This window comes from Burkholderia sp. ABCPW 11 (assembly GCF_001523445.1).
Lineage (GTDB): Bacteria > Pseudomonadota > Gammaproteobacteria > Burkholderiales > Burkholderiaceae > Burkholderia.
Map to the genome: position 1 here is coordinate 62,601 of NZ_LOVM01000002.1, position 22,059 is coordinate 84,659.

At 65.9% G+C, this 22,059-nt stretch carries 21 protein-coding genes; 16 read left to right on the forward strand and 5 right to left on the reverse strand.

What is annotated here, in order from left to right; genetic code table 11:
* Positions 1-12: 12 nt before the first annotated feature.
* Positions 13-375: a DUF3022 domain-containing protein gene (locus WS61_RS01060; RefSeq protein WP_059498869.1), complete on the forward strand. Its 363-nt coding sequence runs from the start codon at positions 13-15 to the stop codon at positions 373-375.
* A 46-nt stretch (positions 376-421) separates the two neighbouring features.
* On the opposite strand, the gene WS61_RS01065 is transcribed toward WS61_RS01060, so the two are convergent.
* Positions 422-853, reverse strand: coding sequence for a PGDYG domain-containing protein (locus tag WS61_RS01065; protein WP_059498870.1), 432 nt, complete (start codon positions 851-853; stop codon positions 422-424).
* Positions 854-988: 135 nt separating this feature from the next.
* A complete protein-coding gene (locus tag WS61_RS01070; RefSeq protein WP_059498871.1) occupies positions 989-1,540 on the reverse strand; it encodes a Spy/CpxP family protein refolding chaperone in 552 nt (183 codons plus the stop codon).
* Between the two features lie 249 nt (positions 1,541-1,789).
* On the opposite strand from WS61_RS01070, the gene WS61_RS01075 reads away from it, so the two are divergent.
* Together WS61_RS01075 and WS61_RS01080 are read left to right on the forward strand one after the other, a co-directional pair.
* Complete coding sequence (locus WS61_RS01075; RefSeq protein WP_006481526.1) at positions 1,790-2,254, forward strand: Lrp/AsnC family transcriptional regulator; 465 nt, start codon at positions 1,790-1,792, stop codon at positions 2,252-2,254.
* A gap of 504 nt (positions 2,255-2,758) precedes the next feature.
* A complete protein-coding gene (locus tag WS61_RS01080) occupies positions 2,759-3,859 on the forward strand; it encodes a saccharopine dehydrogenase family protein (RefSeq protein ID WP_006481527.1) in 1,101 nt (366 codons plus the stop codon).
* Between the two features lie 116 nt (positions 3,860-3,975).
* Here the strand turns inward: WS61_RS01080 and WS61_RS01085 are convergent, their stop codons facing one another.
* Both WS61_RS01085 and cydX read right to left on the reverse strand, forming a co-directional pair.
* Positions 3,976-4,593 carry an ATP-binding protein gene (locus WS61_RS01085; protein WP_059498872.1) on the reverse strand — a complete coding sequence of 206 codons (618 nt, stop codon included), beginning with the start codon at positions 4,591-4,593 and terminating at the stop codon, positions 3,976-3,978.
* Entirely contained in the window at positions 4,590-4,736 is a 147-nt protein-coding gene (gene cydX, locus WS61_RS32355) for a cytochrome bd-I oxidase subunit CydX (RefSeq protein ID WP_082742009.1), read from the reverse strand. The genes WS61_RS01085 and cydX overlap by 4 nt, the downstream gene beginning before the upstream one ends.
* Before the next feature lie 201 nt (positions 4,737-4,937).
* Between cydX and corA the strand changes: the two genes are divergently transcribed.
* On the forward strand, positions 4,938-5,915 hold the full coding sequence (gene corA / locus WS61_RS01090) for a magnesium/cobalt transporter CorA (protein ID WP_059498873.1): 978 nt from the start codon (positions 4,938-4,940) through the stop codon (positions 5,913-5,915).
* A 7-nt stretch (positions 5,916-5,922) separates the two neighbouring features.
* On the opposite strand, the gene WS61_RS01095 is transcribed toward corA, so the two are convergent.
* Positions 5,923-6,216, reverse strand: coding sequence for a YciI-like protein (locus tag WS61_RS01095; RefSeq protein WP_059498874.1), 294 nt, complete (start codon positions 6,214-6,216; stop codon positions 5,923-5,925).
* Between the two features lie 458 nt (positions 6,217-6,674).
* Here WS61_RS01095 and WS61_RS01100 point away from each other — a divergent pair, with 458 nt between their 5' ends.
* The 12 genes from WS61_RS01100 (at position 6,675) to WS61_RS01155 (ending at position 21,961) form a co-directional block, all read left to right on the forward strand.
* Positions 6,675-7,163: an aminoacyl-tRNA deacylase gene (locus tag WS61_RS01100; protein WP_059498875.1), complete on the forward strand. Its 489-nt coding sequence runs from the start codon at positions 6,675-6,677 to the stop codon at positions 7,161-7,163.
* Between the two features lie 849 nt (positions 7,164-8,012).
* Entirely contained in the window at positions 8,013-8,717 is a 705-nt protein-coding gene (locus tag WS61_RS01105; protein WP_059498876.1) for an energy transducer TonB, read from the forward strand.
* 86 nt (positions 8,718-8,803) lie between these two features.
* Positions 8,804-9,709, forward strand: a complete 906-nt coding sequence (locus WS61_RS01110; RefSeq protein ID WP_059498877.1) for a MotA/TolQ/ExbB proton channel family protein — start codon at positions 8,804-8,806, stop codon at positions 9,707-9,709.
* A gap of 20 nt (positions 9,710-9,729) precedes the next feature.
* Entirely contained in the window at positions 9,730-10,152 is a 423-nt protein-coding gene (locus tag WS61_RS01115) for a biopolymer transporter ExbD (RefSeq protein WP_034207364.1), read from the forward strand.
* An 81-nt stretch (positions 10,153-10,233) separates the two neighbouring features.
* Entirely contained in the window at positions 10,234-10,665 is a 432-nt protein-coding gene (locus tag WS61_RS01120) for a biopolymer transporter ExbD (RefSeq protein ID WP_059498878.1), read from the forward strand.
* 16 nt (positions 10,666-10,681) lie between these two features.
* The gene (locus tag WS61_RS01125; protein ID WP_059498879.1) at positions 10,682-11,872 is read left to right on the forward strand and encodes a lipopolysaccharide assembly protein LapB; all 1,191 of its coding nucleotides are present in this window, start codon (positions 10,682-10,684) and stop codon (positions 11,870-11,872) included.
* Between the two features lie 310 nt (positions 11,873-12,182).
* Positions 12,183-12,758, forward strand: coding sequence for a helix-turn-helix domain-containing protein (locus WS61_RS01130; RefSeq protein WP_059498880.1), 576 nt, complete (start codon positions 12,183-12,185; stop codon positions 12,756-12,758).
* Positions 12,759-13,110: 352 nt separating this feature from the next.
* Complete coding sequence (locus WS61_RS01135) at positions 13,111-14,979, forward strand: extracellular solute-binding protein (RefSeq protein WP_059498881.1); 1,869 nt, start codon at positions 13,111-13,113, stop codon at positions 14,977-14,979.
* Between the two features lie 12 nt (positions 14,980-14,991).
* Positions 14,992-16,044, forward strand: a complete 1,053-nt coding sequence (locus WS61_RS01140; protein ID WP_059498882.1) for a microcin C ABC transporter permease YejB — start codon at positions 14,992-14,994, stop codon at positions 16,042-16,044.
* Entirely contained in the window at positions 15,998-17,113 is a 1,116-nt protein-coding gene (locus tag WS61_RS01145) for an ABC transporter permease (protein WP_059498883.1), read from the forward strand. The genes WS61_RS01140 and WS61_RS01145 overlap by 47 nt, the downstream gene beginning before the upstream one ends.
* Positions 17,110-18,753 carry an ABC transporter ATP-binding protein gene (locus WS61_RS01150; RefSeq protein WP_059498884.1) on the forward strand — a complete coding sequence of 548 codons (1,644 nt, stop codon included), beginning with the start codon at positions 17,110-17,112 and terminating at the stop codon, positions 18,751-18,753. Before WS61_RS01145 ends, WS61_RS01150 begins: the two co-directional genes overlap by 4 nt.
* Before the next feature lie 46 nt (positions 18,754-18,799).
* A complete protein-coding gene (locus WS61_RS01155) occupies positions 18,800-21,961 on the forward strand; it encodes a multidrug efflux RND transporter permease subunit (RefSeq protein ID WP_059498885.1) in 3,162 nt (1,053 codons plus the stop codon).
* Positions 21,962-22,059 lie beyond the last annotated feature (98 nt).

Here is a 22,059-nt window from a genome sequence, read left to right on the forward strand (position 1 = left end):
GGGAGAGACGGAGTGGACGACTATCTGATCGAATGCCGGAGCGCGGAATTCGACGCGCTCGCGCGTGTGATCTGCGATCTGTTTCCGGAGCAGACGCGCTTCGCCGAAAGCAGCGACGCGCGCGGGCGCTTCCTGTCCGTGCACTGGCTGGCGATGCGTTTCGGCGCGACGCCGAAGCGGATGACGCTCGACATCCGGATCGTGCCGGCCGCGCTCGCGCGCTACCTGGCGCTCAAGCCGATGCAGCGCGCGCGCAGCCATGCGGTGCTGCATGCATATACGGAAGCGATGCTCGGATCGCTCGAAGAGCGGCACGCGGCCGGCGAGGCCGTCGAACGCGAGGCGGAACTCGAACTCGACGAAGACTTTGCGTGAGCAGCGGCGCCGGCCTCGGGCCGGTGCGGTGCATTACGCGGGTGCATTACGCGTCGCGATAGACCTGAGCGAAGCGCTGCGCCTGCACGACGCCGTAGTCGCCGGGCGCGTATTGCATCACCCAGTCGCCGGCGACGCCGCGCAGCGTGTCGCCGTTCTCCGAGCGGGCGATCGTAAACGGTTCGTCCATCCGGCGTGCGAGCACGACGGCAGGCCGATTGCGGTAAGCGCCCGGCGCGCCGTGCGCGAGCGCCGGATCGGCGGGCAGGTATTTGGCGTCGAAGCGCGCGCGCGACACGACCCAGCGGTCGCCGGTCGAGCCGGTGATCAGCGCGTCGCCCACACCATAACGGTTCGGGCCTTCGAGGCTCATCAGTTCGCCGTCGGCCTCCGCGAAGGACACGGCGACGGTTTCGTCCTTGACGACGCGACGGGCCTGCGGATCGGTACGCAGATCGAGTTGCTTGAGTTCGAGCATGGCGGGGAAGGGCGGGAAAGCGGGAAAAGCCGGGAGCTTATCCCGAATTCGGCGCGCCGTGTGACGCGCCGATGCCGCCGGCGGCGCGGCACCGTTCGGCCCGGACGAGCCGGCACGGCGCCGACGGGGAGGGCGTCAGGGCTGCGCGGGTGCGCTCGCGGCCGGCGCGGCGGCTGCGCTGCCTTCCTTGCCCTTCGTCTTGCCCTTGCCGCGGTGCTCGCCGCCGTGGTGCAGCCAGTTGCGGAAGGTCGTGTCGGCCAGCGCCTTCTGCTCGGCCGGGAAGCTCTCGTAGAGCGGCGCGAAGGCGTCGGCGAGCTTCTTTGCACCGTCGGCGTTCGCCTGCGACAGTTCCGCGTACTGCTTCATGTCGTCGAGCGCGGACACGTCGTGCTTGGCCATCCGTTCGCCGTAGAGGCGGCCCATCGTTGCGCCGTTGTCGCGCATCGTATCGGCGAACGTCTTCCATTGCGGCTCCTGCGCCGACGTGATCTTCAATTGGTCGTGCAGGTACTTGATGCGCTGCTCGATGCGCGCTTCGTGGCGTGCCGCGCGCTGTTCGGCGCTCGGGGCCGACGCGGCGGCCGTCGTGGCCGGCGCCTGGGCGGGCGCTTGCGGCTGCGCCGGGGTTTGCGCGAACGCGCTGGCTGCAACGACGAGCGTAGCGAGGGTGAGCGAGATTTTCTTCATGGTTGGCTCTCCGGGGTGGTGTCTTGCGAGCGGGCGCGGCGGCCATCGCCGCCGGCGCGCATCTCGCGTCGCCCGCTATTAGTAGCACGTTGCATGCAGTGCGGCAGCGAATGCGACACTTGCTTACATCCGATACGAATCGAAATCGAAAGGTTCGAATCCGGGCCATGCCGGTTGGGCGCGCCGGCGTTCGGCGCTATCATCCCGTCACTTTCCACTCTGCCGGCACCTGCGTACCGGCCCAGCGTCATGCGTCCACCCCGCCTCGACCAACTCGACGATCTCGACCGGCAACTCGTCGCGCTGCTGCAAGCCGATGCGCGCGCCAGCGTCGCGGATCTCGCGCGCCAGCTCGACGTGGCGCGCACGACGGTCGTCGCACGGATCGCGCGTCTCGAACGCACCAACGTGATCGCCGGGTACAGCGTGCGACTGGGGCAGGACGTGCTCGACGCCAGCATCTATGCGTACGTCGGCATCATCCTCACGCCGAAGTTCGGCAAGGACGTATTGCGCAAGCTCGACCGGATGCCGGAAGTCCAGCTGCTGTGCGCGGTGAGCGGCGAGTACGACTATGTCGCGTGGCTGCGCGCCGATTCGCCCGAACGGCTCAACGATCTGCTCGACCAGATCGGCACGCTCGAAGGTGTCGAACGCACGACGACGTCGATCATCCTGTCGCGCAAGATCGATCGCGGGACGATCGGCGGCTGACCGGTCGCATGCCGCGCCGCGCACGACCGCGCGAGCGTGGTGCGGATTGGGTGGCGTCGCGGCGGGCGCCCGGCCTGGCGTCGGGTGCATGCCCGCACGCATTCGTCTTGACCTTTGCTGTACGTCGTGATCGGCACGGGTTTCCGCCATCATCCTTTCGCGCACTTCGCGCATCTCTCCCGAATCTCCTTTCGCATTCCGCTTCGACCGGCGCGCCGCATCCGACGCATGGGCTGTTCGTGTGTCCGGTGCCACGCCGTGCGTCCTCGTCTTCGTCGTTGCAACTTGCAACCGCTAACGACCGGTCTGCGACAGCACCGCTACGCCTTTTTTAGGCGCTTCTTGAATGAGTATGTCATTTCGGCGAAATACATCGTCATAACGTCGAAATTATCGGTCGTTTCGCATCATTCTTCGTCTTGGAACTGATTTTGAGCGCCCCTACACTGTGTGCATGGCTCGACGCCGTCCACAACACCAAACCCATCATCAGGAGATAAGCGCATGAAAATCGCCATCGTCGGCGCAGGTCTGATCGGCCACACCATTGCTCACATGCTGCGTGAAACGGGCGACTACGAAGTCGTCGCATTCGACCGCGACGCGGATGCGCTCGCGAAGCTGTCGCGCGAAGGCATCGCGACGCAGCGGGTCGATTCGGCCGACGCGAATGCGATTCGCGAAGCAGTGAAGGGTTTCGATGCGCTCGTCAACGCGCTGCCGTACTATCTCGCGGTCAACGTGGCCGCCGCCGCGAAGGCTGCCGGCGTTCACTACTTCGACCTGACCGAGGACGTGCGCGCCACGCACGCGATCCGCGAACTGGCCGACGGCTCCGATCGCGCGTTCATGCCGCAGTGCGGCCTTGCACCGGGCTTCATCGGCATCGCCGCGCACGAGCTCGTGAACGGCTTCAGCGAAGTGCGCGACGTGAAGATGCGCGTCGGCGCGCTGCCCGAATATCCGACCAACGCGCTGAAGTACAACCTCACGTGGAGCGTCGACGGCCTGATCAACGAATACTGCCAGCCGTGCGAAGCGATCCGCGACGGCCGCAAGCAATGGGTGCAGCCGCTCGAAGGCCTCGAACACTTCTCGCTCGACGGCACCGAATACGAAGCGTTCAACACGTCGGGCGGCCTCGGCACGCTGTGCGAAACGCTGTCGGGCAAGGTCGAGACGCTCGACTACAAGTCGGTGCGCTATCCGGGCCACCGCGAGCTCGTCCAGTTCCTGCTGGAAGACCTGCGCCTGTCGACCGACCGCGACACGCTGAAGTCGATCATGCGCCGCGCGGTGCCGTCGACGAAGCAGGACGTCGTGCTCGTATTCGTCACGGTGACGGGCGTGAAGGACGGCCAGCTGGTGCAGGACGTGTTCACGCGCAAGATCTTCGCGAAGGACGTGTGCGGGATGCACATGAGCGCGATCCAGATCACGACGGCCGGCGCGATGTGCGCGGTGCTGGATCTGTTCCGCGAAAAGAAGCTGCCGCAGAGCGGTTTCATCCCGCAGGAAAAGGTGTCGCTGAAGGCGTTCCTGTCGAACCGCTTCGGCAAGCTGTACGACGGCGGCACGATGGAGCGCGTGCACGCGGTCGCCTGACCGCGGTTGCGGGACCATTCGCCAGTCTCTGGCACGAGGGCCGTACGACGCCGGAAGCGCAGCAGCGCTTCCGGCGTTGTTTTTTGAGGAATCGGGAAGGGCGCTTGGCCGTGCGATCAGGCCGGCAGCGGCGGCACGATCGTCGCGGGTTGCGGCGGCGGCACGATGCGGTACAGCAGCGCGTCGATGTCCGCATCGGACGGCGCGGTGTTGTCGAACATCACGATGCCATCGCATTCACGGCCGGTCGGCACGAAGCGGCGTTGCCGGTATTCGTCCCAGTGCGCGAGCTTGTACGCATCGTTCGGGTTGCCGCGCGCGACGATCCGCTGGTGCGCGACGTCTTCCGACGTGTGAACCCATACGACCGTCAGCGCGACGTCGGGCGCGATGCCGAGCCACGCGCGATCGAGGATGCGCCGGTCGCGCACTTCACGCGACAGCGGGCCGACGACGAGCACGCCGATACCGAGTGCGAGATTTTCACGGGCCGTATCGAGCAGGCCCTGGTATTCGGGATCGCGAAGATGTTTGAGGTAGAGCGGGCTGTCGCGGTCGTTCGGATCGTCCGTGAGCGCGCCCATCGCGGCCGCGCTGTAGCGGCCGTACAGCGTGTCCTTGTCGAGCAGGCAGAACGCCTCGCCGGTCGCGCGCATCAGCGGCCCGATGAGCCGCTTCGCGAGCGTGGTCTTGCCGGTGCCGGCGTGACCGCAGAAGAACACGAGATGCGTCACGAATACCGGCTCCCCGCTTTCCGGCGCGACGTGTCGCCGCGCGCGTCGCCGCGCGAGAACACTTCCGCTTCCAGCCACATCGCGTTGATGATGCCGAAGCCGAGTGCCACGCCGATGCCGAGTATCCACGAGAAATACCACATAGGTCTGTCTCCTTGACGGTGGGGCCGCACGGCCGTTGTGCATCGCGCAACGCAGGCCCGGCGGGCCTGCCGACGTGCCCCGACGCGCGTGCTGCGGCGCACGCAGCACGATCATGACCAATATCGGCGTGCCGCGCAAGCCGGGCCGTCCGTGCGGCAAACCGGTAAACTGATGGGCAAACCGCAACATCGTGGGACAACATGCTGATCAACTGTGCTGCTTACCAGGACGGCCGCAAGCTGGCCGATATCGACATCGCCGCCATCAGCGATTACGTGTCGAAGCCCGAATGCTTCGTGTGGGTCGCGCTGAAGGATCCGACGCCCGAGGAAATCGATCTGATGGGCGAGGAGTTCGGCTTGCACGAGCTGGCGCTGGAGGATGCCCGCAAGGGTCATCAGCGGCCGAAGATCGAGGAATACGGCGATTCGCTGTTCGCGGTGCTGCATACGGTCGAACTCGACGAGGACGACGAATTCAAGGTCGGCGAACTGAACGTGTTCGTCGGCCCGAATTACGTGCTGTCGATCCGCAACCATACCGAGCAGGATTTCCGCGACGTGCGCAAGCGCTGCGAGCGCGAACCGCATCTGCTGCGCGAGGGGGCGGCGTTCGTGTTCTACGCGTTGATGGACCAGGTCGTCGACCGGTATTTCCCGATCCTCGAAACGCTCGGCACCGAGCTCGAGGAACTCGAGGATCGCATCTTCGCGAAGGCGACGCCCGCGTCCTCGCGCGCGATCATCGAGGATCTCTATTCGCTGAAACGCCGGCTCGTGATGCTGTACCAGCACACGGCGCCGCTGATGGAGCCGCTCGCGAAGCTCACCGGCGGGCGCATTCCGGAGGTCTGCAGCGGGATGGCGGCCTACTTCCGCGACGTGTACGACCATCTGCAGCGGATCGTGAAGACGATCGAAGGGCGCCGCGAGATGGTCGTGACCGCGATCCAGGTCAACCTCGGAATGATTTCGCTCGCGGAGAACGAGGTGACCAAGCGGCTCGGCTCGTTCGCCGCGCTGTTCGCGATACCGACGATGATCGCCGGCATCTACGGGATGAACTTTGCGAACATGCCCGAGCTGCACCTGAAATACGGGTTCTACGGCTGTATCGCGGTGATGGCCGTCGCCGACCTCGCGCTGTGGTGGCGCTTCAAGCGGGCAGGGTGGCTGTAGCCCGATTTCACGCCGGACGCGGCGCGTGCTTGCCGACCACGACGCGCCACGGCCGCACGCGCCACGATTTCACGAGGCCATTCTGCACGTACGGATCGGCGCGCGCGAACGATTCGGCCGCTTCCGGCGAATCGCCTTCGAACACGAGCACGGCCTGGTCGGCCGGGTCCGCCAGCGCGCCCGCGAGCACGAGTTCGCCGCGCTCGGTCGCGGCCTGCGCGAGTGCGAGATGCTGCGCACGGAACGCGTCGCGCCGCGACAGGTAATCGTCGACGAGTTCGTAGATCAACTGGTAATGCATGATGGCTCCAGGAGTCGGTTTCCGCCGGGAGATGGGGGGCGGCCGGCTCAGTATAGGGCACCGCGAAAGCTGTTGGCGGCATGGCGTGCCGGCGTGACGGCGGGCATTCGCGGGTTCGCTTTTTGAACGGCGCATTCCCGGCGGTATCCCGTTGTTTTTCGGAAAAATGCAACTAACGGTCCGGTTTCCCGACATCGGCAAATTGCCGACGCGCTCGCGTGTACGTAGCACTACCTAAAATTCGTCTACAGAGACGAGGGGGCTTTCCAGGCCCGTTCCGGGTCTCGATCTCGCATGCCGGCGAGGGCGGGCGCACAGATGAAAAATGACGGGAACGGGTTGCCGGGGCATCGGGACCGGCGTCGCGCGAGGGCGTTTCCATTGAGCCCGAATGCGACCTATGCTGAACGAATCCGGAGCGAACGCCGTTCGCCCGATTCACCCAGACGAGGTGTGCCATGCCGGTCTCAGCCACCCTGCAGGATTGCCTGCGCCAGAAGTCATCGCGGTACGAAATCGTGTACCACCCCTATAGTCATACGAGCATGGAGACGGCCGCCGCCGCGCATATTCCCGGCGACCGGCTCGCGAAAACGGTGCTCCTCGAGGACGCCGAGGGCTACGTCGCCGCCGTATTGCCGACGACGCACGCCGTGCGCCTGTCGGATCTCTGGGTGAAGACGGGACGCCATCTCGTGCTCGCCCGGGAGGTCGAATTGCGCGAGTTGTTCAAGGATTGCGACATGGGCGCGCTGCCGCCGGTCTGCATGGCGTACGGGATGAAGACGTTCCTCGAGGAACGCCTCGCGCAGCAGCCGGAAGTCTATTTCGAGGCCGGCGATCACGAAGCGCTGATTCACATGACGCAGGACGAATTCCTGATGCTGATGGAGACTGCCGAGCGGGCGCATTTCTCGCACCGGATGCAGGGGATGATGCTGTCCTGAGCGATGCCGGTCGTGCATCGACGAAGCATGCACGCGCATTGTCTCATCGGGCTCGGTGAAGTGGATGTGCCGGTGCGCGCAAAGTGGCGGGCAACGCATTCACGCTGATGCAGCGGTTTCCGGCATCGGAAAGCAGATTCGGTGTGCAGATCATCGTATAGATCAGATCGGTGTAAAAGCATTCCTCTTTTTATTTGGAATCCTTATAAATAAGCGAAGGGTGTCCCGTCAGAACATCGCGTGAACAAGCCCGGCCCGCATGACGACGGCCAATCGGCTTCCATCCGTGCATGTGACATGCGAAGCGCATCCGCCGAGCTCATTACAGACGCGCCGATTCGGTGCTTCGCACTAAATTGGTGATTATTTTTTAGAAGCACTTGATTGGTGCGATAACCATACAAAGTAATTGCCAAATCGATGGAAAATGTTTACTAAATCGTTATTCGAGCAAGGCATCCAAACTTTGTATTCGAGTATCAAATAAAGTTTGACGCCCAAATTTTTTCCTTGCTATCTTCTGCACCCAAGACGAACGGCCCGGCTGACATCAGTGTGTAACGAAGATCCAGTCGTCACGCGAGAAAAGTGCCGGTGTCGACGCAGCAGCTGACAATTGCCTGAATGCGCTGGTTCGGAATAGACGCCGGATAGGGCGGCTATCCCGTTGCGGTTGAAACGATTCCTTGAAATTGAGTAAATCGGGATCCGAAATCGATTCTTTCGATTTGGATCGCTAATTGCATTGAAAGTGAAATTTCGGGGTGAGGCGGAGACGGAACCGACCCGGTTCCGGGGCCAGCCATCGTCGCGAAACTGGGCGATTCGCTTGGGGGATGGATAGTGGGCATGAAAGTCGAAGAGCATCTGGTTGCTTCGAACAGCGGACTGGCCACGCTAGGGCGTCCGCGGGAATTCGGCAAGAAGCAGCAGAATCCGGTGCGCCGTTTCGGCGGCATCGCAGTCGTCCTCCTGTTGCATGCAGTGCTGATCTACGCATTGCTCAACGGCCTCGCGACGAAAGTCGTGCAGGTGATCCAGCATCCGATCGAAACCCGCATCATCGAGCCGGTGAAGCCCCCGCCACCCCCGCCGATGCCGGTCGTCAAGCTTCCGCCGCCCAAGTTCGCGCCTCCGCCGCCGCCGTTCGTGCCGCCGCCGGAAGTGCCGGTGCAGGCGCCGCCGCAGGCGACGATCACGCACCAGTCTGCACCGGTGCCGTCCGCGCCGGCCGTGCAGGCGCCCGTCATCGCACCGCCCGCGCCCGCGCCCGCGAAGCCGGTCAGCCACGAAGTGGGTGTCGTCTGCCCGAATTCGGACACGATTCGCGCGTCGATGCAGTATCCGAAGGAAGCGCAGGAAAACAACATCACGGGTGACGTGACGATCGAGTTCGTCGTGGATGCGGACGGGAACATCACGAACGAACGCGTGGCCCAGTCGGCCGACCCCGTGCTCGATCGTGCGGCCTACAACACCGTGAAGCGGTTCAAATGCGTGGCGCAAGGCCAGGCGGTAAGGGTGCAGGTGCCGTTCTCGTTCAACCTGAATTGATGCAGTGGGCGGCCCGGCGAGAGCCGGGCCGGGGAAAACCGGCTTGAACCTTAATCGTAAGTTCAACGAAAGAATTGGAGTGGGGTATGACCAAGCGTTCTCTGGCCGCACTGGCGGCAAGCCTGTTGATGTCCGTCGCTGCAATCGACGGGCTCGTAGCACCGCAATTCGCTTACGCGCAGGCGAGTGGATCCACGGCGGCGCCCGACGCGTCGACACAAGCCGCGGCGCCTGCGCCCGCGCCGTCCGTCGCCGAGCCGGCCCCGCCGCCGGCGCCGGCCGCGACCGAAGCAGTCGAGAATCCGTACGGGCTGGGAGCACTCTGGAAGAACGGCGACTTCGTCGCGCGCTTCGTGCTGATCCTGCTCGTGATCATGTCGATGGGCAGCTGGTACATCATGGTCACGAAGTTCGTCGAGCAGTTGCGGGCGAACCGCCGCGCGAAGCTTGCGGACGCGCAACTCTGGAGCGCGCCGTCGCTGGCCGAGGGCGCGAAGCTGCTCGACGAAGCATCGCCGTTCCGCTTCATCGCCGAAACGGCGATCGAGGCGGGCGAGCATCACGACGAGGCATTGCTCGAAGCCGTGGACCGCAACACGTGGATCGACGTGTCCGTCGAGCGCTCGATCACGAACGTGTCGAACCGCATGCAAGACGGACTCGCGTTCCTGGCGACGGTCGGTTCGACCGCGCCGTTCGTCGGGCTGTTCGGCACGGTGTGGGGGATCTATCACGCGCTGACGGCGATCGGGATCGCGGGCCAGGCGTCGATCGACAAGGTCGCGGGCCCGGTGGGCGAGGCACTGATCATGACGGCGATCGGTCTGGCGGTCGCAGTGCCTGCCGTACTCGGCTACAACTTCCTCGTCCGGCGCAACAAGTCGGTGATGGAGCGGGTCCGCAACTTCGGCGCCCAGCTGCATACCGTGCTGCTGGCCGGCAGCAAGCGTGCCGCTCGCGCGCCGTCGCCTGCCGCGTCGCTCGTGAACTGACCGGCTGACGGAGGCGCGCGATGGGCATGAACGTCGGGCAGGACGAAAGCGACGAGGTGATCGCGAACATCAACACGACGCCGCTCGTCGACGTGATGTTGGTGCTGCTGATCATCTTCCTGATCACGATTCCGGTCGTCACGCACACGATCCAGCTGCAGCTGCCGAAGGAGGTCGTGCAGCCGCTGCAGACCACGCCGAAGAGCGTCGAGATCGCGGTGAATCGCGACGGCGATTTCTTCTGGGGTGAACAACGGGTGGATGCGTCGACGTTGCTCGCGAAGCTGAAGGGCGTGTCGCAGCAGCAGCCGCAGCCGAGCGTGCACGTGCGCGGTGACCAGAACACGCGCTACGAGTTCATCGGCCGGGTCGTCACGATGTGCGAGCGGGCAGGTATCGCGAAGGTGTCGTTCATTACGGAACCGCCGGCGCGGGGTGGTTAGCCTTGCACGGGGACGGCACGCGCGTCGATTCCGATTGACGGCGACGCATGGAATCAGAGCAAGCATCGACAGGAGCAGACGATGGGAATGAACGTGCCTTCGGGCGGAGGCGGCGCCGAGCCGGACGTGATGGTCGACATCAACACCACGCCGCTGATCGACGTGATGCTGGTGCTGTTGATCATGCTGATCATCACGATCCCGATCCAGATGCATTCGGTGAAGATGGACCTGCCGGTGGGCAACCCACCGCCGCCCGCCACACCGCCGGAGGTCGTGCAGATCGATATCGACTTCGACGGTACGACGACGTGGAACGGCGCGCGGGTGCCGGATCGCGCGGCACTCGAGGCGAAACTGACGGCGATTGCGCACGAGCCCGTGCAGGCGGAGATCCATCTGCGGGCGAACAAGCTGGCGCCGTACAAGGACGTGGCGGCCGTACTGGCGTCCGCGCAGCGTGTGGGCGCGACGAAGATCGGCCTGATCGGCAACGAGCAGTTCATGCAATGACGGGACAGGCCAACCGATGAGCCAGCGACGATGGAAATGGATGATGGCGCTGACGGCGCTCGGTGCGGCCTGCGTGCTCGGCGGGCCGGCGTGGACGGCCGACGCGTTGCGGCCCGATGTGGCGAAGCCGCTGGCGGCCGCGCAGGACCTGTATCGCGCGCACAGGTATCGCGACGCGCTCGGCAAGATTGCGCAGGCGGCCGCCGTGCCCAACCGCACGCCGTATGAAACCTACATGGTGGAAGCGACGCGCGGCGCGGCGGCGATGGCGGCCGGCGATACCGGCGTGGCCGCGCAGGCCTACGAAACCGTCCTGAACTCGGGGCGCCTGTCGGGCGAGGACGAGCAGAGGACGACGGCGGCGCTCGCGGGGATCTACTTCCAGCAGAAGAACTATCCGCAGGCGATCCGCATCGCGCAGCGCTACTTGAAGGCGGGGGGCACGGATCCCGAAATGCGCACGCTGCTCACGCAGTCGTATTACCTGTCGAACGATTGCGGCCAGGTCGTGAGCCAGCTGAAGGCAAGTGCGGACGCACAGGTGAAGGCCGGCCACGCGCCGGACGAAGGACAGTTGCAGATGCTGGCGGACTGTGCGCAAAAGAGCAAGGATGCCGGTGCGTATCGCAGCGCGCTCGGCATGCTGGTGGCTTATCATCCGAGCCCCGCGTACTGGGAGGAAATGATCTCGGCGATTCGCGGCAGCCCCGGTTACCTGTCGTCGCTCGACCTCGACATATACCGGCTGCGCAGAGCGACGGGCTCGCTGACGACGGCCGGCGCCTATATGGAGATGACGCAGCTCGCGCTGGTGGCGGGCACGCCGGCCGAAGGCCGGCAGGTGATCGACCAGGGTTTCGCGTCCGGCGTGCTCGGCAAGGATGCGCAGGCGGACCGCGAGAAACGGCTGCAGGCGCTGGCCGCAAGGCGCGCGCAGTCGGGCGCGGACACTGCCGATCCGGTGGCACCGATCGACGCAGGCATGAATCTGGTGTTCGCGGGCCATGCGGCGCAAGGGCTGTCGATGATGGAGCAGGTCATCGCGAAGGGCGGGCTCGAGCATCCCGATGCGGCGCGGCTGCGGCTCGGCGAGGCGTACTACGTGTCGGGCCAGAAGGCGCATGCGGTCCAGGTGCTGCGCACGGTGAAGGGTAACGACGGATCGGGGGATCTGGCGAAGCTGTGGACGGTCGTCGCGTCGCGGTAAGGCGGCGCTGGGGGGATGCAGCGGCCGAATGCGGGATGGGCGCCGTACCGCATGCACGTGCCATTGCGGCCACCTGAAGGTGGAGAAGTCTGACTGGGCGAGGAAAAAAGGGGCAGCCGTGTTAATTAGTAAACCGAATGAAATGAGCGCGAATCGCGCGATCGCGAAGTGGGACTCCCGTTTCGCTTCGCGTGAGACGTGCGCGCGGCGGCGACGGGCAGCGGAGCCTCGCACCGTGGCGGCAGTTTCATGGCATCGGGCAAGGCCTGCCGACATCAAATCGATTGCGATTGAGAGGGTCCGTTCTTCCATGGTCTTGCCTCCCGATGAATCGGTGCTCGTCGCGGTTTCGCTCGGCAACAAGATCCGCGCGCTTCGGCAGCGGCTGAAACTCACGCTCGACGAAGCGGCCACGACGGCAGGGATCTCGAAGCCATTCCTGTCGCAGGTCGAGCGTGGGCGCGCGACGCCGTCGATCACGTCGCTGGTCCGGATTGCGAAGGCGCTCGGCGTGACGATGCAGTACTTCATCGACACGCCGACCGAGGCGCGCTCGGTGTGCCGCGGCGACGCACTGCAGTATTTCCAGTTCACGAACTCGGCCAGTTCCTTTGCCAGGCTGACGAATCTCGTGGACGGTCGCAAGCTCGACGCGATCCTCGTCAGGATACCGGCGGGCCAGTCACCGTCGGAAGTGACGACGCATGCAGGGGAGGAGTTCCTCTACGTGATGCGCGGAAGGGTCGCGCTCACGCTGGAGGATTGCACGTTCGTGTTGAGCCCTGGCGACACCGCGCACTACGAGTCGACGATGCCGCATGCGTGGCACAACACGGCCGACGAAGAGGCGGTGATCGTCTGGGTTGGTACGCCGCGGCTGTTCTAGCCCGTCGGACCAGCATTATTCGAAACGGAAAGCAAGCAGTGCGCTCAGTGCAAGTAATCAGTTTCGGCGTGCCCGGCACGCTGAGCCAGAGCGGGTACGACACGTCGGTGTATTCGTACATCGGCCGCTTCGCGCAAGTCGGCGCGACGTACAAGTTCTGACGGCGACACGCGCAAGACTGGCCAGCTTGGACGGGCCGCTCCACGTCCACTACCCCAAATTAGGAGCGGCCTTTTTTTTAACCAGGCGCGATGACGGTACAGCCGGATCCGACCGGCATCGACGACGTATGAATCGACAGACATTGATCGCGTGCGGGCATCGGGCCGGCACGCAACCGGGTTGACTGAACATGAGACTGTTGAAATGGCGGCGGATGCCCGCGCTGATCGCGTGCGTGGCGCTGATCGCATACGCCACGGCCATGCCGCTGGTCGCGCGTGCGGTGCCGGCCATCGCGCAATACGACCAGCCGAAATATCCGCTGGGCTTCACGCATTTTGACTATGCGGATCCGCAGGCGCCGGACACCGGCGCGCTCAATTTCGAAAACTACGACGAAGCGCAGAGCTACGACTCGCTGAACCCGTTTCTCGTGCGTGGCTCGCCCGCGCCGGACATCAAGAACCTGATGTTCGACACGCTGATGCAGCGCAGTTGGGACGAGCTCGCGTCCGAATACGCGTTGATCGCCGACGACGTCGAGGTGGCGCCCGACGGGCTGTCGGCGACGTTCCACATCAACGCGGCCGCGCGCTTCTCGAACGGCGACGCGATCACCGCGGCCGACGTCAAGTATTCGTTCGATACGCTGACGAGCCCGCAGGCGTCGCCGCTGTACAACGCGCAGTTCTCGATCATCCGGCGCGCGGTGGTCGTCGACAGTCACACGATCCGCTTCGAATTCAAGCATGCGGAGCGCGACGCCCCGCTGATCGCAGGCGACCTGCCGGTGTTCTCGCCGAAGTGGGGGCAGCGCGCGGACGGTACGCGACCGCCGTTCGACCAGATCGCGAACGTGCCGCCGATCGCGAGCGGCGCGTACCTGATCGAGCAGCGCAAGAACGACAAGCAGATCACGTACGTGCGCAACCCGCACTACTGGGCCGCGAACCTGCCGTCGCGGCGCGGGATGTTCCGTTTCGCACGCGTGTCGTTCAAGCTGTACCTCGACCAGTACACGGCGCTCGAGGCGCTCAAGGCCGGCGACGTGGACGCGCGGATGGAATACAGCTCGACGCAGTGGGCGCGCAAGTACGTCGGCAAGAACTTTCGCAACGGACTGCTGAAGAAAGGCGAATTCCCGGACGGCCCCGCGCAGATGCAGGGTTTCCTGATGAACCTGCGCAAGCCGATGTTCCAGGACGTACGCGTGCGTCATGCGCTCGCGCTGGCATTCGACTTCGACTGGATGAGCCGGATGATGTTCTACGGGCAGTACCGCCGCACCAACAGCTTCTGGGACGCGAGCCCGTTCGCCGCGTCCGGCATGCCGAGCGCGAAGGAGCTCGCGCTGCTCGAACCGTACCGGTCGACGCTGCCGCCGGAGGTGTTCGGCCCGATGAGCAAGAAGCCGTCGACGCTGCCGCCGGGCTCGTTGCGCGCGAACCTCAAGCAAGCGCGCGACCTGCTCGCGCAGGCCGGCTGGCACTACCGCGACGGCGCGTTGCGCGACGCGAACGGCACGCCGATGACGATCGAGATCATCGACGACCAGCCCGGCATGGATCGGCTGATCCTGCCGTACACGCAGGCGCTCGCGACGCTCGGCATCCATGCGTACCTGCACGAGATCGATAGCGCGCTCTACCAGAAGCGGCTCGACAATTTCGAGTATGACATGACGACGTATATCTACTCGCCCGTGACGATCCCCGGCGCGGAGCTGACACGCCGTTTCGGCAGCGCGGCCGCGTCGCAGCCCGGCTCGGAGAACTATCCGGGCGTGAAGTCGAAGGCCGTCGACGCACTGATCCGCGCGGCGCTCGCGGCCAATACGCTCGAGGATCTCGAGACGGCCACGCACGCCCTCGACCGCGTGCTGATCAACCTGTACGTGCTGGTCCCGCAGTACTACATGCCGAACGCGCGGATCGCGTACAAGGCGACGCTCGGCCATCCGGCGGTCGTGCCGGCTTCCTATCAGTACGAGAACTGGATCATCGACTACTGGTACGAGAAGAAGCCGGCCGCACGGCCACAACCCGCTCCGGCGGCCTGACGGGGAGCAACGATGCTGGCATACATATTGAGGCGGCTGCTGCTGATGATTCCGACGCTGATCGGGGTGGTGACGATCACGTTCGCGGTCACGCAGTTCGTGCCGGGTGGTCCGGTGGAGCAGGTGCTCGCGCAGTTGCGCCACGGCAGCACGCGGGGAGGCGAGGCGGGCGGAGGCGGGGGCGGCTACCACGGCAGCCAGGGCGTCGATCCGCAGCAGATCGAGCAGATCCGCAAGCAGTTCGGTTTCGACAAGCCGCCACTGGAGCGCTATCTGCTGATGCTGAAAAGCTATGCGACGTTCGACCTCGGCCAGTCCTACTTCGCGCACCGCAGCGTGTGGACGGTCATCCGCTCCAAGCTGCCGGTGTCGATCACGCTCGGGCTGTGGACGGTGATCCTCACGTATCTGGTGTCGGTGCCGCTCGGCATCGCGAAGGCGGTGCGCAACGGCTCGCGGTTCGACACCGTGACGAGCGTGCTGGTGCTGACCGGCTACGCGGTGCCGGGCTTCGTGCTCGGCGTGCTGCTGCTGATGCTGTTCGGCGGCGGCACGTTCTGGCAGGTCTTTCCGATGCGCGGGCTCACGTCGGACAACTTCGACGACCTGACGCTGGTCGGCAAGACCCTCGACTATCTGTGGCATGTCGCGTTGCCGGTGACGGCCTCGGTGGTCGGCAATTTCGCGATCGTCACGATCCTCACGAAGAACACGTTTCTCGACGAAATCGGCCGGCAATACGTGCTGACCGCGCGCGCGAAGGGCGCGCCGGAGCGCGACGTGCTGTGGAAGCACGTGCTGCGCAACGCGGCGATTCCGCTGCTCACCGGGTTGCCGGCCGCGTTCGTCGGCGCGTTCCTGAACGGCAACCTGTTGATCGAGACGCTGTTCTCGCTCGACGGGATGGGGCAACTGTCGTACGACTCGGTGATCCGCCGCGACTATCCGGTCGTGCTCGGCTCGCTGTTCCTGTTCACCCTGATCGGTCTGCTGACCAAGCTTATCGCGGATATCTGCTATGTCCTCGTCGACCCCCGTATCCAGTTCAGCCGCCTGGACCACTGATCCGGCCGCCGTCGCGTGCGCGGCGTCGCCGTCGCCGTGGCGACGCACGTGGCTGCGGTTTCGCGCGCAGCGACTTGGCTACTGGAGCCTCATGATCTTTGCCACGCTGTTCGCGCTCAGCCTGCTGGCCGACGGATTGTCGAACGACCGGCCGCTGCTCGTGCGCTACGACGGACACTATTATTTCCCGATCCTGAAGGATTATCCGGAGACGCAGTTCGGCGGCGATTTTCCGGCGAAGACCAACTATCTCGATCCGTACATCCGCGCGAAACTCGAGTCGCACGGCAACTTCGCGATCTATCCGCCGAACCGCTACCGTTACGACACGATCGACTACTTCGCGTCGCGGCCGTATCCGGCGCCGCCGTCCGCGAGCAACTGGCTCGGCACCGACCAGTTCGGCCGTGACGTGCTCGCGCGATTGCTGTACGGGTTTCGGCTGTCGGTGCTGATGGCGTTGGCGCTGACGGTGTCGGGTGTCGCGCTCGGCGTGCTGACGGGGGCGCTGCAGGGCTTCTACGGCGGGCGCACCGATCTCGTCGGGCAGCGCCTGATCGAGGTCTGGAGCGCGCTGCCCGACCTGTACCTGCTGATCATCTTCGCGTCGATCTTCGAGCCGTCGCTGTGGCTGCTGTTCGTGCTGCTGTCGATGTTCGGCTGGATCGTGCTGTCCGACTACGTGCGCGCCGAGTTCCTGCGCAACCGTGCGCTCGACTACGTGAAGGCCGCGCGCACGATGGGGCTGTCCAACCGGCAGATCATGTGGCGACATGTGCTGCCGAACAGCCTGACGCCGGTGATCACGTTCCTGCCGTTCCGGATGAGCGCGGCGATCCTGTCGCTGACGAGCCTCGACTTCCTCGGCCTCGGCGTGCAGCCACCGACGCCGAGCCTCGGCGAACTGCTGCAGGAAGGCAAGAACTACCTCGACGCGTGGTGGATCTCGATCTCCGCGTTCTCGGCGCTGGTCGTCACGCTGCTGCTGCTCACGTTCATGGGCGACGCGCTGCGCAACGCACTCGACATGCGCGCCCGCGGCTCGGCCTTCGGCGGGGAGCAACGATGACGACGCCCTTGCTGGACATCCGGCGGTTCTCCGCGCACTTCGGCGCGAAAGCCGCCGTGCAGGATCTGAGCCTCTCGGTCGGACGCGGCGAGCGCGTCGCGCTCGTCGGCGAATCGGGCTCGGGCAAGAGCGTGACGGCGCTGTCGATCCTGCGGCTCGCACAGCAGGCGACGCTGTCGGGACAGATGCTGTTCGACGGCGAGGATCTGCTCGCGAAGACCGAGCAACAGATGCGCGGCATCCGCGGCGCCGATATCGCGATGGTGTTCCAGGAGCCGATGACGGCGCTCAATCCGCTGTATACGATCGGCAAGCAGATCGCCGAGAGTCTGCGGTTGCACGAGGGCCTGCGAGCGGGCGAGGCGCGCGAGCGTGGCATCGCGCTGCTGCGGCGCACCGGGATTCCCGAGCCGGAACGGCGCATCGACAGTTTCCCGCACCAGTTGTCGGGCGGGCAGCGGCAACGCGCGATGATCGCGATGGCGCTCGCGTGCAGGCCGCGGCTGTTGCTCGCCGACGAGCCGACGACGGCGCTCGACGTGACGGTGCGCCAGCAGATCGTCGACCTGCTGATCGAACTGCAGGAGCAGGAGGCGGCCGCGCGCGGCATGGCCGTGCTGCTGATCACGCACGACCTGAATCTCGTGCGGCGCTTCGCGCAGCGCGTGGCCGTGATGGAGCAGGGCGTGCTCGTCGAGACGAACGCGACGGCCGCGCTGTTCGCCGCGCCGCAGCACGCGTACACGCGCCGGCTGCTGGACAGCGCGCCGCGACGCGCCGTCCGGCCGGTCGCGGCTGGCGCGCAGACGATCCTCGACGTGCAGCAGCTCGCCGTCGATTACCGCATCGCTGCGAAGGGCTGGCGCGCGGTGTTCGGCAAGACGGCGTTCCGGGCCGTGCACGACGTGAAGCTGAGCCTGCGGCGCGGCGAGACGCTCGGCATCGTCGGCGAATCGGGGTCGGGAAAATCGACGCTGGCGGCGGCCGTGCTCGGCCTGCAGCGGCCGGCGTCGGGCGGCATCGAGATCGACGGCATGCCGCTGGCGTTGCTGCGCACGACCCGCGGCCGGCGCGCACTGTACGGCCGCATGCAGGTCGTGTTCCAGGATCCGTTCGGCTCGCTGTCGCCGCGCATGACGGTCGAGCAGATCGTCGGCGAGGGGCTCGCCGTGCACCGGCCGCAGGTGGCCGGCGCTGCGCGGCGCGCTCGGATTGCAGCCCTGCTGCAGGAGGTCGGCCTGCCGGCCGAAGCTATGATGCGCTATCCGCATGAATTTTCCGGCGGCCAGCGCCAGCGCATCGCGATCGCGCGCGCGCTGGCGGTCGAGCCGGAACTGCTGGTGCTGGACGAGCCGACGAGTGCGCTCGACGTGTCGATCCAGAAGCAGGTCCTGAATCTGCTGACGAATCTGCAAAAGAAGTACGCACTGAGCTACCTGTTCATCACGCACGATCTCGCGGTGATGCGCGCGATGGCTCACCGGGTCATCGTGATGAAGGCGGGGCGCGTGGTCGAGGAGGGCGATACGCTCGACGTGTTGCACGCGCCGTCCCACCCGTATACGCAGGCGCTGCTCGCGTCGTCGATGCTCGCGCCGGAACCGGGCCCGCTGCGGAAGGAAGGGGGCACGGATGATTGACGTGAACCGGGCGCGGCGCGCCCGTGCCGTTCGCTGACGCATCGCGATGCCGTCGTTCTTCATCGACCGCCCGGTGTTTGCGTGGATCGTCGCGCTCGCGATCGTCGTCGCGGGTGTGCTCGCCGTTCCGCAATTGCCGATCGCGCAGTATCCGCGCCTTGCGCCGCCGCGCGTCGTGATCACCGCGACCTATCCGGGCGCGTCGACCGAGACGGTCGACGGCGACGTCGGCAGCATCATCGAGGAGAGCCTCGACGGCGCCGACGGGCTGCAGTACTACGAGACGAGCAGCGACGGTCACGGCAACCTCGAGATCGACGTGACGTTCGCGCCCGGCACCAATCCGGACATCGCGCTCGTCGACATCAACAACCGGCTGAAGCAGGTCGAGCCGCGGCTGCCGCAGCAGGTCGTGCAGCAGGGCATCGGCGTGTTCAAGGCCGCCAACACGTTCCTGATGCTCGTCACGCTGACGTCGACCGACGGCACGCGCGACTCCGCGCAACTCGGCGACTATCTGAACCGCTACGTGCTGCGCGAACTGAAACGTGCGCCGGGCGTCGGCGCGGCCGAGCTGTGGGACGCCGACGAGGCGCTGCGGGTCTGGCTCGATCCGAACAAGTTGCGCGAATACGACCTCGGCGCCGACGACGTGATCGCGGCGATCGGCGTGCAGAACGCGACGGTGACGGCCGGCGCGATCGGCGATGCGCCGTTCGTGCACGGCCAGCAGCTCACCGCGACGATCGTCGTCAAGGGGCAGTTGACGTCGCCGGAGGAGTTCGGCCGGATCGTGCTGAAGTCGAAGCTGGACGGTTCGGTGGTGCGCGTCGCCGACGTCGCCCGCGTCGAAATCGGCCGCGACGACTATTCGTTCTATTCGCGGCTGAACGGCCGTCCGGCGGCCACCGTCGGCATCCAGCTCGGCCCGCGCGGCAACGCGCTCGAAACGTCCGACGCGATTCGCGCGCGGCTTGCCGAGCTGTCGAAGACGCTGCCGCCGGGCGTCGCGGTCGAGATTCCGTTCGACGGTGCGCATTTCGTGAAGATCGCCATCCGCGAAGTCGTGCTGACGCTCGCCGAGGCCGTCGTGCTGGTGTTCTGCGTGATGTGGCTGTTCCTGCGCGAGCTGCGCTACACGCTCGTGCCGACGGTGGTGATTCCCGTCACGCTGATGGGCGCGTTCGTCGCGATGTGGGCGTTCGGGCTGTCGATCAACGTGTTCACGATGTTCGGCCTCGTGCTGGCGATCGGCATCCTCGTCGACGATGCGATCGTCGTGGTCGAGAGCGTGCATCGCGTGATGGAGGAGGGCGTGTCGCCGCGCGATGCGACGCGCCGCGCGATGAAGCGGATCGGCGGGGCAATCGTCGGCGTGACGGCGGTGCTGACCGCCGTGTTCGTGCCGATGGCGTTCTTCCCGGGCAGCGTCGGCGGCATCTACCGGCAGTTCGCGGTGTCGATGATCGCGTCGATGCTCGTGTCGTCGTTCATGGCACTGTCGCTCACGCCGGCGTTGTGCGCGAACCTGCTGAAACCGGTCGGCCGTCACGAAGGCGGTGGCGGACGCGTGCCGCGACGCAACCTCGGCGCGCGCCTGGCCGACCGCTTCGGCGTTGCATTCTCGCGCGCGGAGGCCGGCTATCGGCGCATGACCGTGGCGGCGGTACGCCGCACGGGCGCGGTCGCGGGCATCTACGTCGCACTCGTGGCCGTGTGCGGGCTGCTGTCCTGGATGATGCCGGGCGGTTTTCTGCCGACCGAGGACCAGGGGCAACTGCAGGTGATGATCCAGTTGCCGGCTGGCGCCACACAGGCGCGCACGGCCGCGGTCGTCCAGCGCGTCGAGGCGATCCTGCAGGCGGAGCCGGCCGTCGCGAACGTGACGAGCGTGATCGGCTGGAGTTTCGCGGGCAGCGGGCAGAACGTCGGGATGGCATTCGTCGAGCTGAAGGACTGGTCGCAGCGCGACGTCGATGCGATGACGTTGCGCGATCGGCTCAACCGGCGTTTCGATGCGATTCTCGACGGCGACGTACAGGCAACGCTGCCGCCATCGGTGCCCGGCCTCGGTCACGCGGACGGCTTCACGTTCCGTCTCGAGGATCGTGGCGGGGTCGGGCTCGACGTGCTGAAGGCCGCTCGCGAGCAACTGGCCGTGCGCGCGAAGGCGGACCCGGCGCTCGCGTCCGTGCATTTCGAGGACTTGCCGGATGCGCCGCGCATCGAGCTCGACGTCGATCGCGCGAAGGCGTATGCGCTTGGCGTGCCGTTCGAGCGCATCGCGGGGCTGCTCGGCGGCACGTTCGGCTCGAATTACATCAACGATTTTCCGGCGTCGGGCCGGATGCGCCGCGTGATCATCGAGGCCGATCCGGGCGCGCGTGCGACCGACGCGCAACTGATGGCGCTGTCGGTGCCGAACCGGACGGGGGACATGGTGCCGCTGTCGGCTATTGCCGCGCGGCACTGGACGGTCGGACCCGTGATGCTGAATCGCTACGACGGCTACCCGTCGCTCGACGTCAGCGGCCGGGCGGCGACCCACACTAGTTCGGGCGCGGCGATGGCGGAGATGGAGCGGCTGGCCGCCATGCTGCCGGCCGGGATCGGTTACGACTGGGTCAACGCGGCGCGTGAGGAGCGGATCGCCGAGCGGCAGACGCCGCTGCTGGTCGGGTTGTCGGTGCTCGCGGTATTCATGGCGCTCGCCGCGCTGTATGAGAGCTGGACGATTCCGCTGTCGGTGCTGACGATCGTGCCGCTCGGCATCGTGGGCGCGTTGGCGGCGGCGCTCGCGCGCGGGATGCCGAACGACGTGTACTTCAAGGTCGGGATGATTACGGTGATCGGGTTGTCGGCGAAGAATGCGATTCTGATCGTGCAGTTCGCGCGTGAACTCGTCGCACGCGGCGTGCCGCTGCGGCAGGCGGTGGTGGAGGCGGCGGCCGCACGGTTTCGGCCGATCGTGATGACGTCGATGGCGTTTCTGCTCGGCGCCGTGCCATTGGTGCTGGCGACCGGCGCGGGCGCGGAAAGCCGGCGTTCGATCGGGACCGGCGCGTTCGGGGGCGTGCTGGCGGCGACGATGTTCGGGCTGGTGTTCGCGCCGGTGGCGTTTCGGGTAGTCGTGTCCATAGGCCGACGCGGGCGGCATGCGGCGGTGACGAAGCGCATGGAAACGGCCGGGAATCTGGAGATCGATTGATGTGCGCGACGAGGTGTTGCGGTGGGATCAAGGGGCGACGACGTGTGAATATCACACGAAAGCCGTCAATTCGGTGGTGCACGACGCCACGCACATGC

Excerpts from the sequence above, each read along its gene's own strand:
- WS61_RS01140 (WP_059498882.1), top strand. The coding sequence starts at position 14,992 with ATGCTGGCATACATATTGAGGCGGCTGCTGCTGATGATTCCGACGCTG.
- WS61_RS01105 (WP_059498876.1), top strand. The coding sequence starts at position 8,013 with ATGAAAGTCGAAGAGCATCTGGTTGCTTCGAACAGCGGACTGGCCACG.
- WS61_RS01145 (WP_059498883.1), top strand. The coding sequence starts at position 15,998 with ATGTCCTCGTCGACCCCCGTATCCAGTTCAGCCGCCTGGACCACTGAT.
- WS61_RS01125 (WP_059498879.1), top strand. The coding sequence starts at position 10,682 with ATGAGCCAGCGACGATGGAAATGGATGATGGCGCTGACGGCGCTCGGT.
- WS61_RS01110 (WP_059498877.1), top strand. The coding sequence starts at position 8,804 with ATGACCAAGCGTTCTCTGGCCGCACTGGCGGCAAGCCTGTTGATGTCC.
- WS61_RS01100 (WP_059498875.1), top strand. The coding sequence starts at position 6,675 with ATGCCGGTCTCAGCCACCCTGCAGGATTGCCTGCGCCAGAAGTCATCG.
- corA (WP_059498873.1), top strand. The coding sequence starts at position 4,938 with ATGCTGATCAACTGTGCTGCTTACCAGGACGGCCGCAAGCTGGCCGAT.
- WS61_RS01115 (WP_034207364.1), top strand. The coding sequence starts at position 9,730 with ATGGGCATGAACGTCGGGCAGGACGAAAGCGACGAGGTGATCGCGAAC.
- WS61_RS01130 (WP_059498880.1), top strand. The coding sequence starts at position 12,183 with ATGGTCTTGCCTCCCGATGAATCGGTGCTCGTCGCGGTTTCGCTCGGC.
- WS61_RS01150 (WP_059498884.1), top strand. The coding sequence starts at position 17,110 with ATGACGACGCCCTTGCTGGACATCCGGCGGTTCTCCGCGCACTTCGGC.
- WS61_RS01070 (WP_059498871.1), bottom strand. The coding sequence starts at position 1,540 with ATGAAGAAAATCTCGCTCACCCTCGCTACGCTCGTCGTTGCAGCCAGC.
- WS61_RS01065 (WP_059498870.1), bottom strand. The coding sequence starts at position 853 with ATGCTCGAACTCAAGCAACTCGATCTGCGTACCGATCCGCAGGCCCGT.
- WS61_RS01080 (WP_006481527.1), top strand. The coding sequence starts at position 2,759 with ATGAAAATCGCCATCGTCGGCGCAGGTCTGATCGGCCACACCATTGCT.
- WS61_RS01155 (WP_059498885.1), top strand. The coding sequence starts at position 18,800 with ATGCCGTCGTTCTTCATCGACCGCCCGGTGTTTGCGTGGATCGTCGCG.
- WS61_RS01095 (WP_059498874.1), bottom strand. The coding sequence starts at position 6,216 with ATGCATTACCAGTTGATCTACGAACTCGTCGACGATTACCTGTCGCGG.
- cydX (WP_082742009.1), bottom strand. The coding sequence starts at position 4,736 with ATGTGGTATTTCTCGTGGATACTCGGCATCGGCGTGGCACTCGGCTTC.
- WS61_RS01135 (WP_059498881.1), top strand. The coding sequence starts at position 13,111 with ATGAGACTGTTGAAATGGCGGCGGATGCCCGCGCTGATCGCGTGCGTG.
- WS61_RS01075 (WP_006481526.1), top strand. The coding sequence starts at position 1,790 with ATGCGTCCACCCCGCCTCGACCAACTCGACGATCTCGACCGGCAACTC.
- WS61_RS01120 (WP_059498878.1), top strand. The coding sequence starts at position 10,234 with ATGGGAATGAACGTGCCTTCGGGCGGAGGCGGCGCCGAGCCGGACGTG.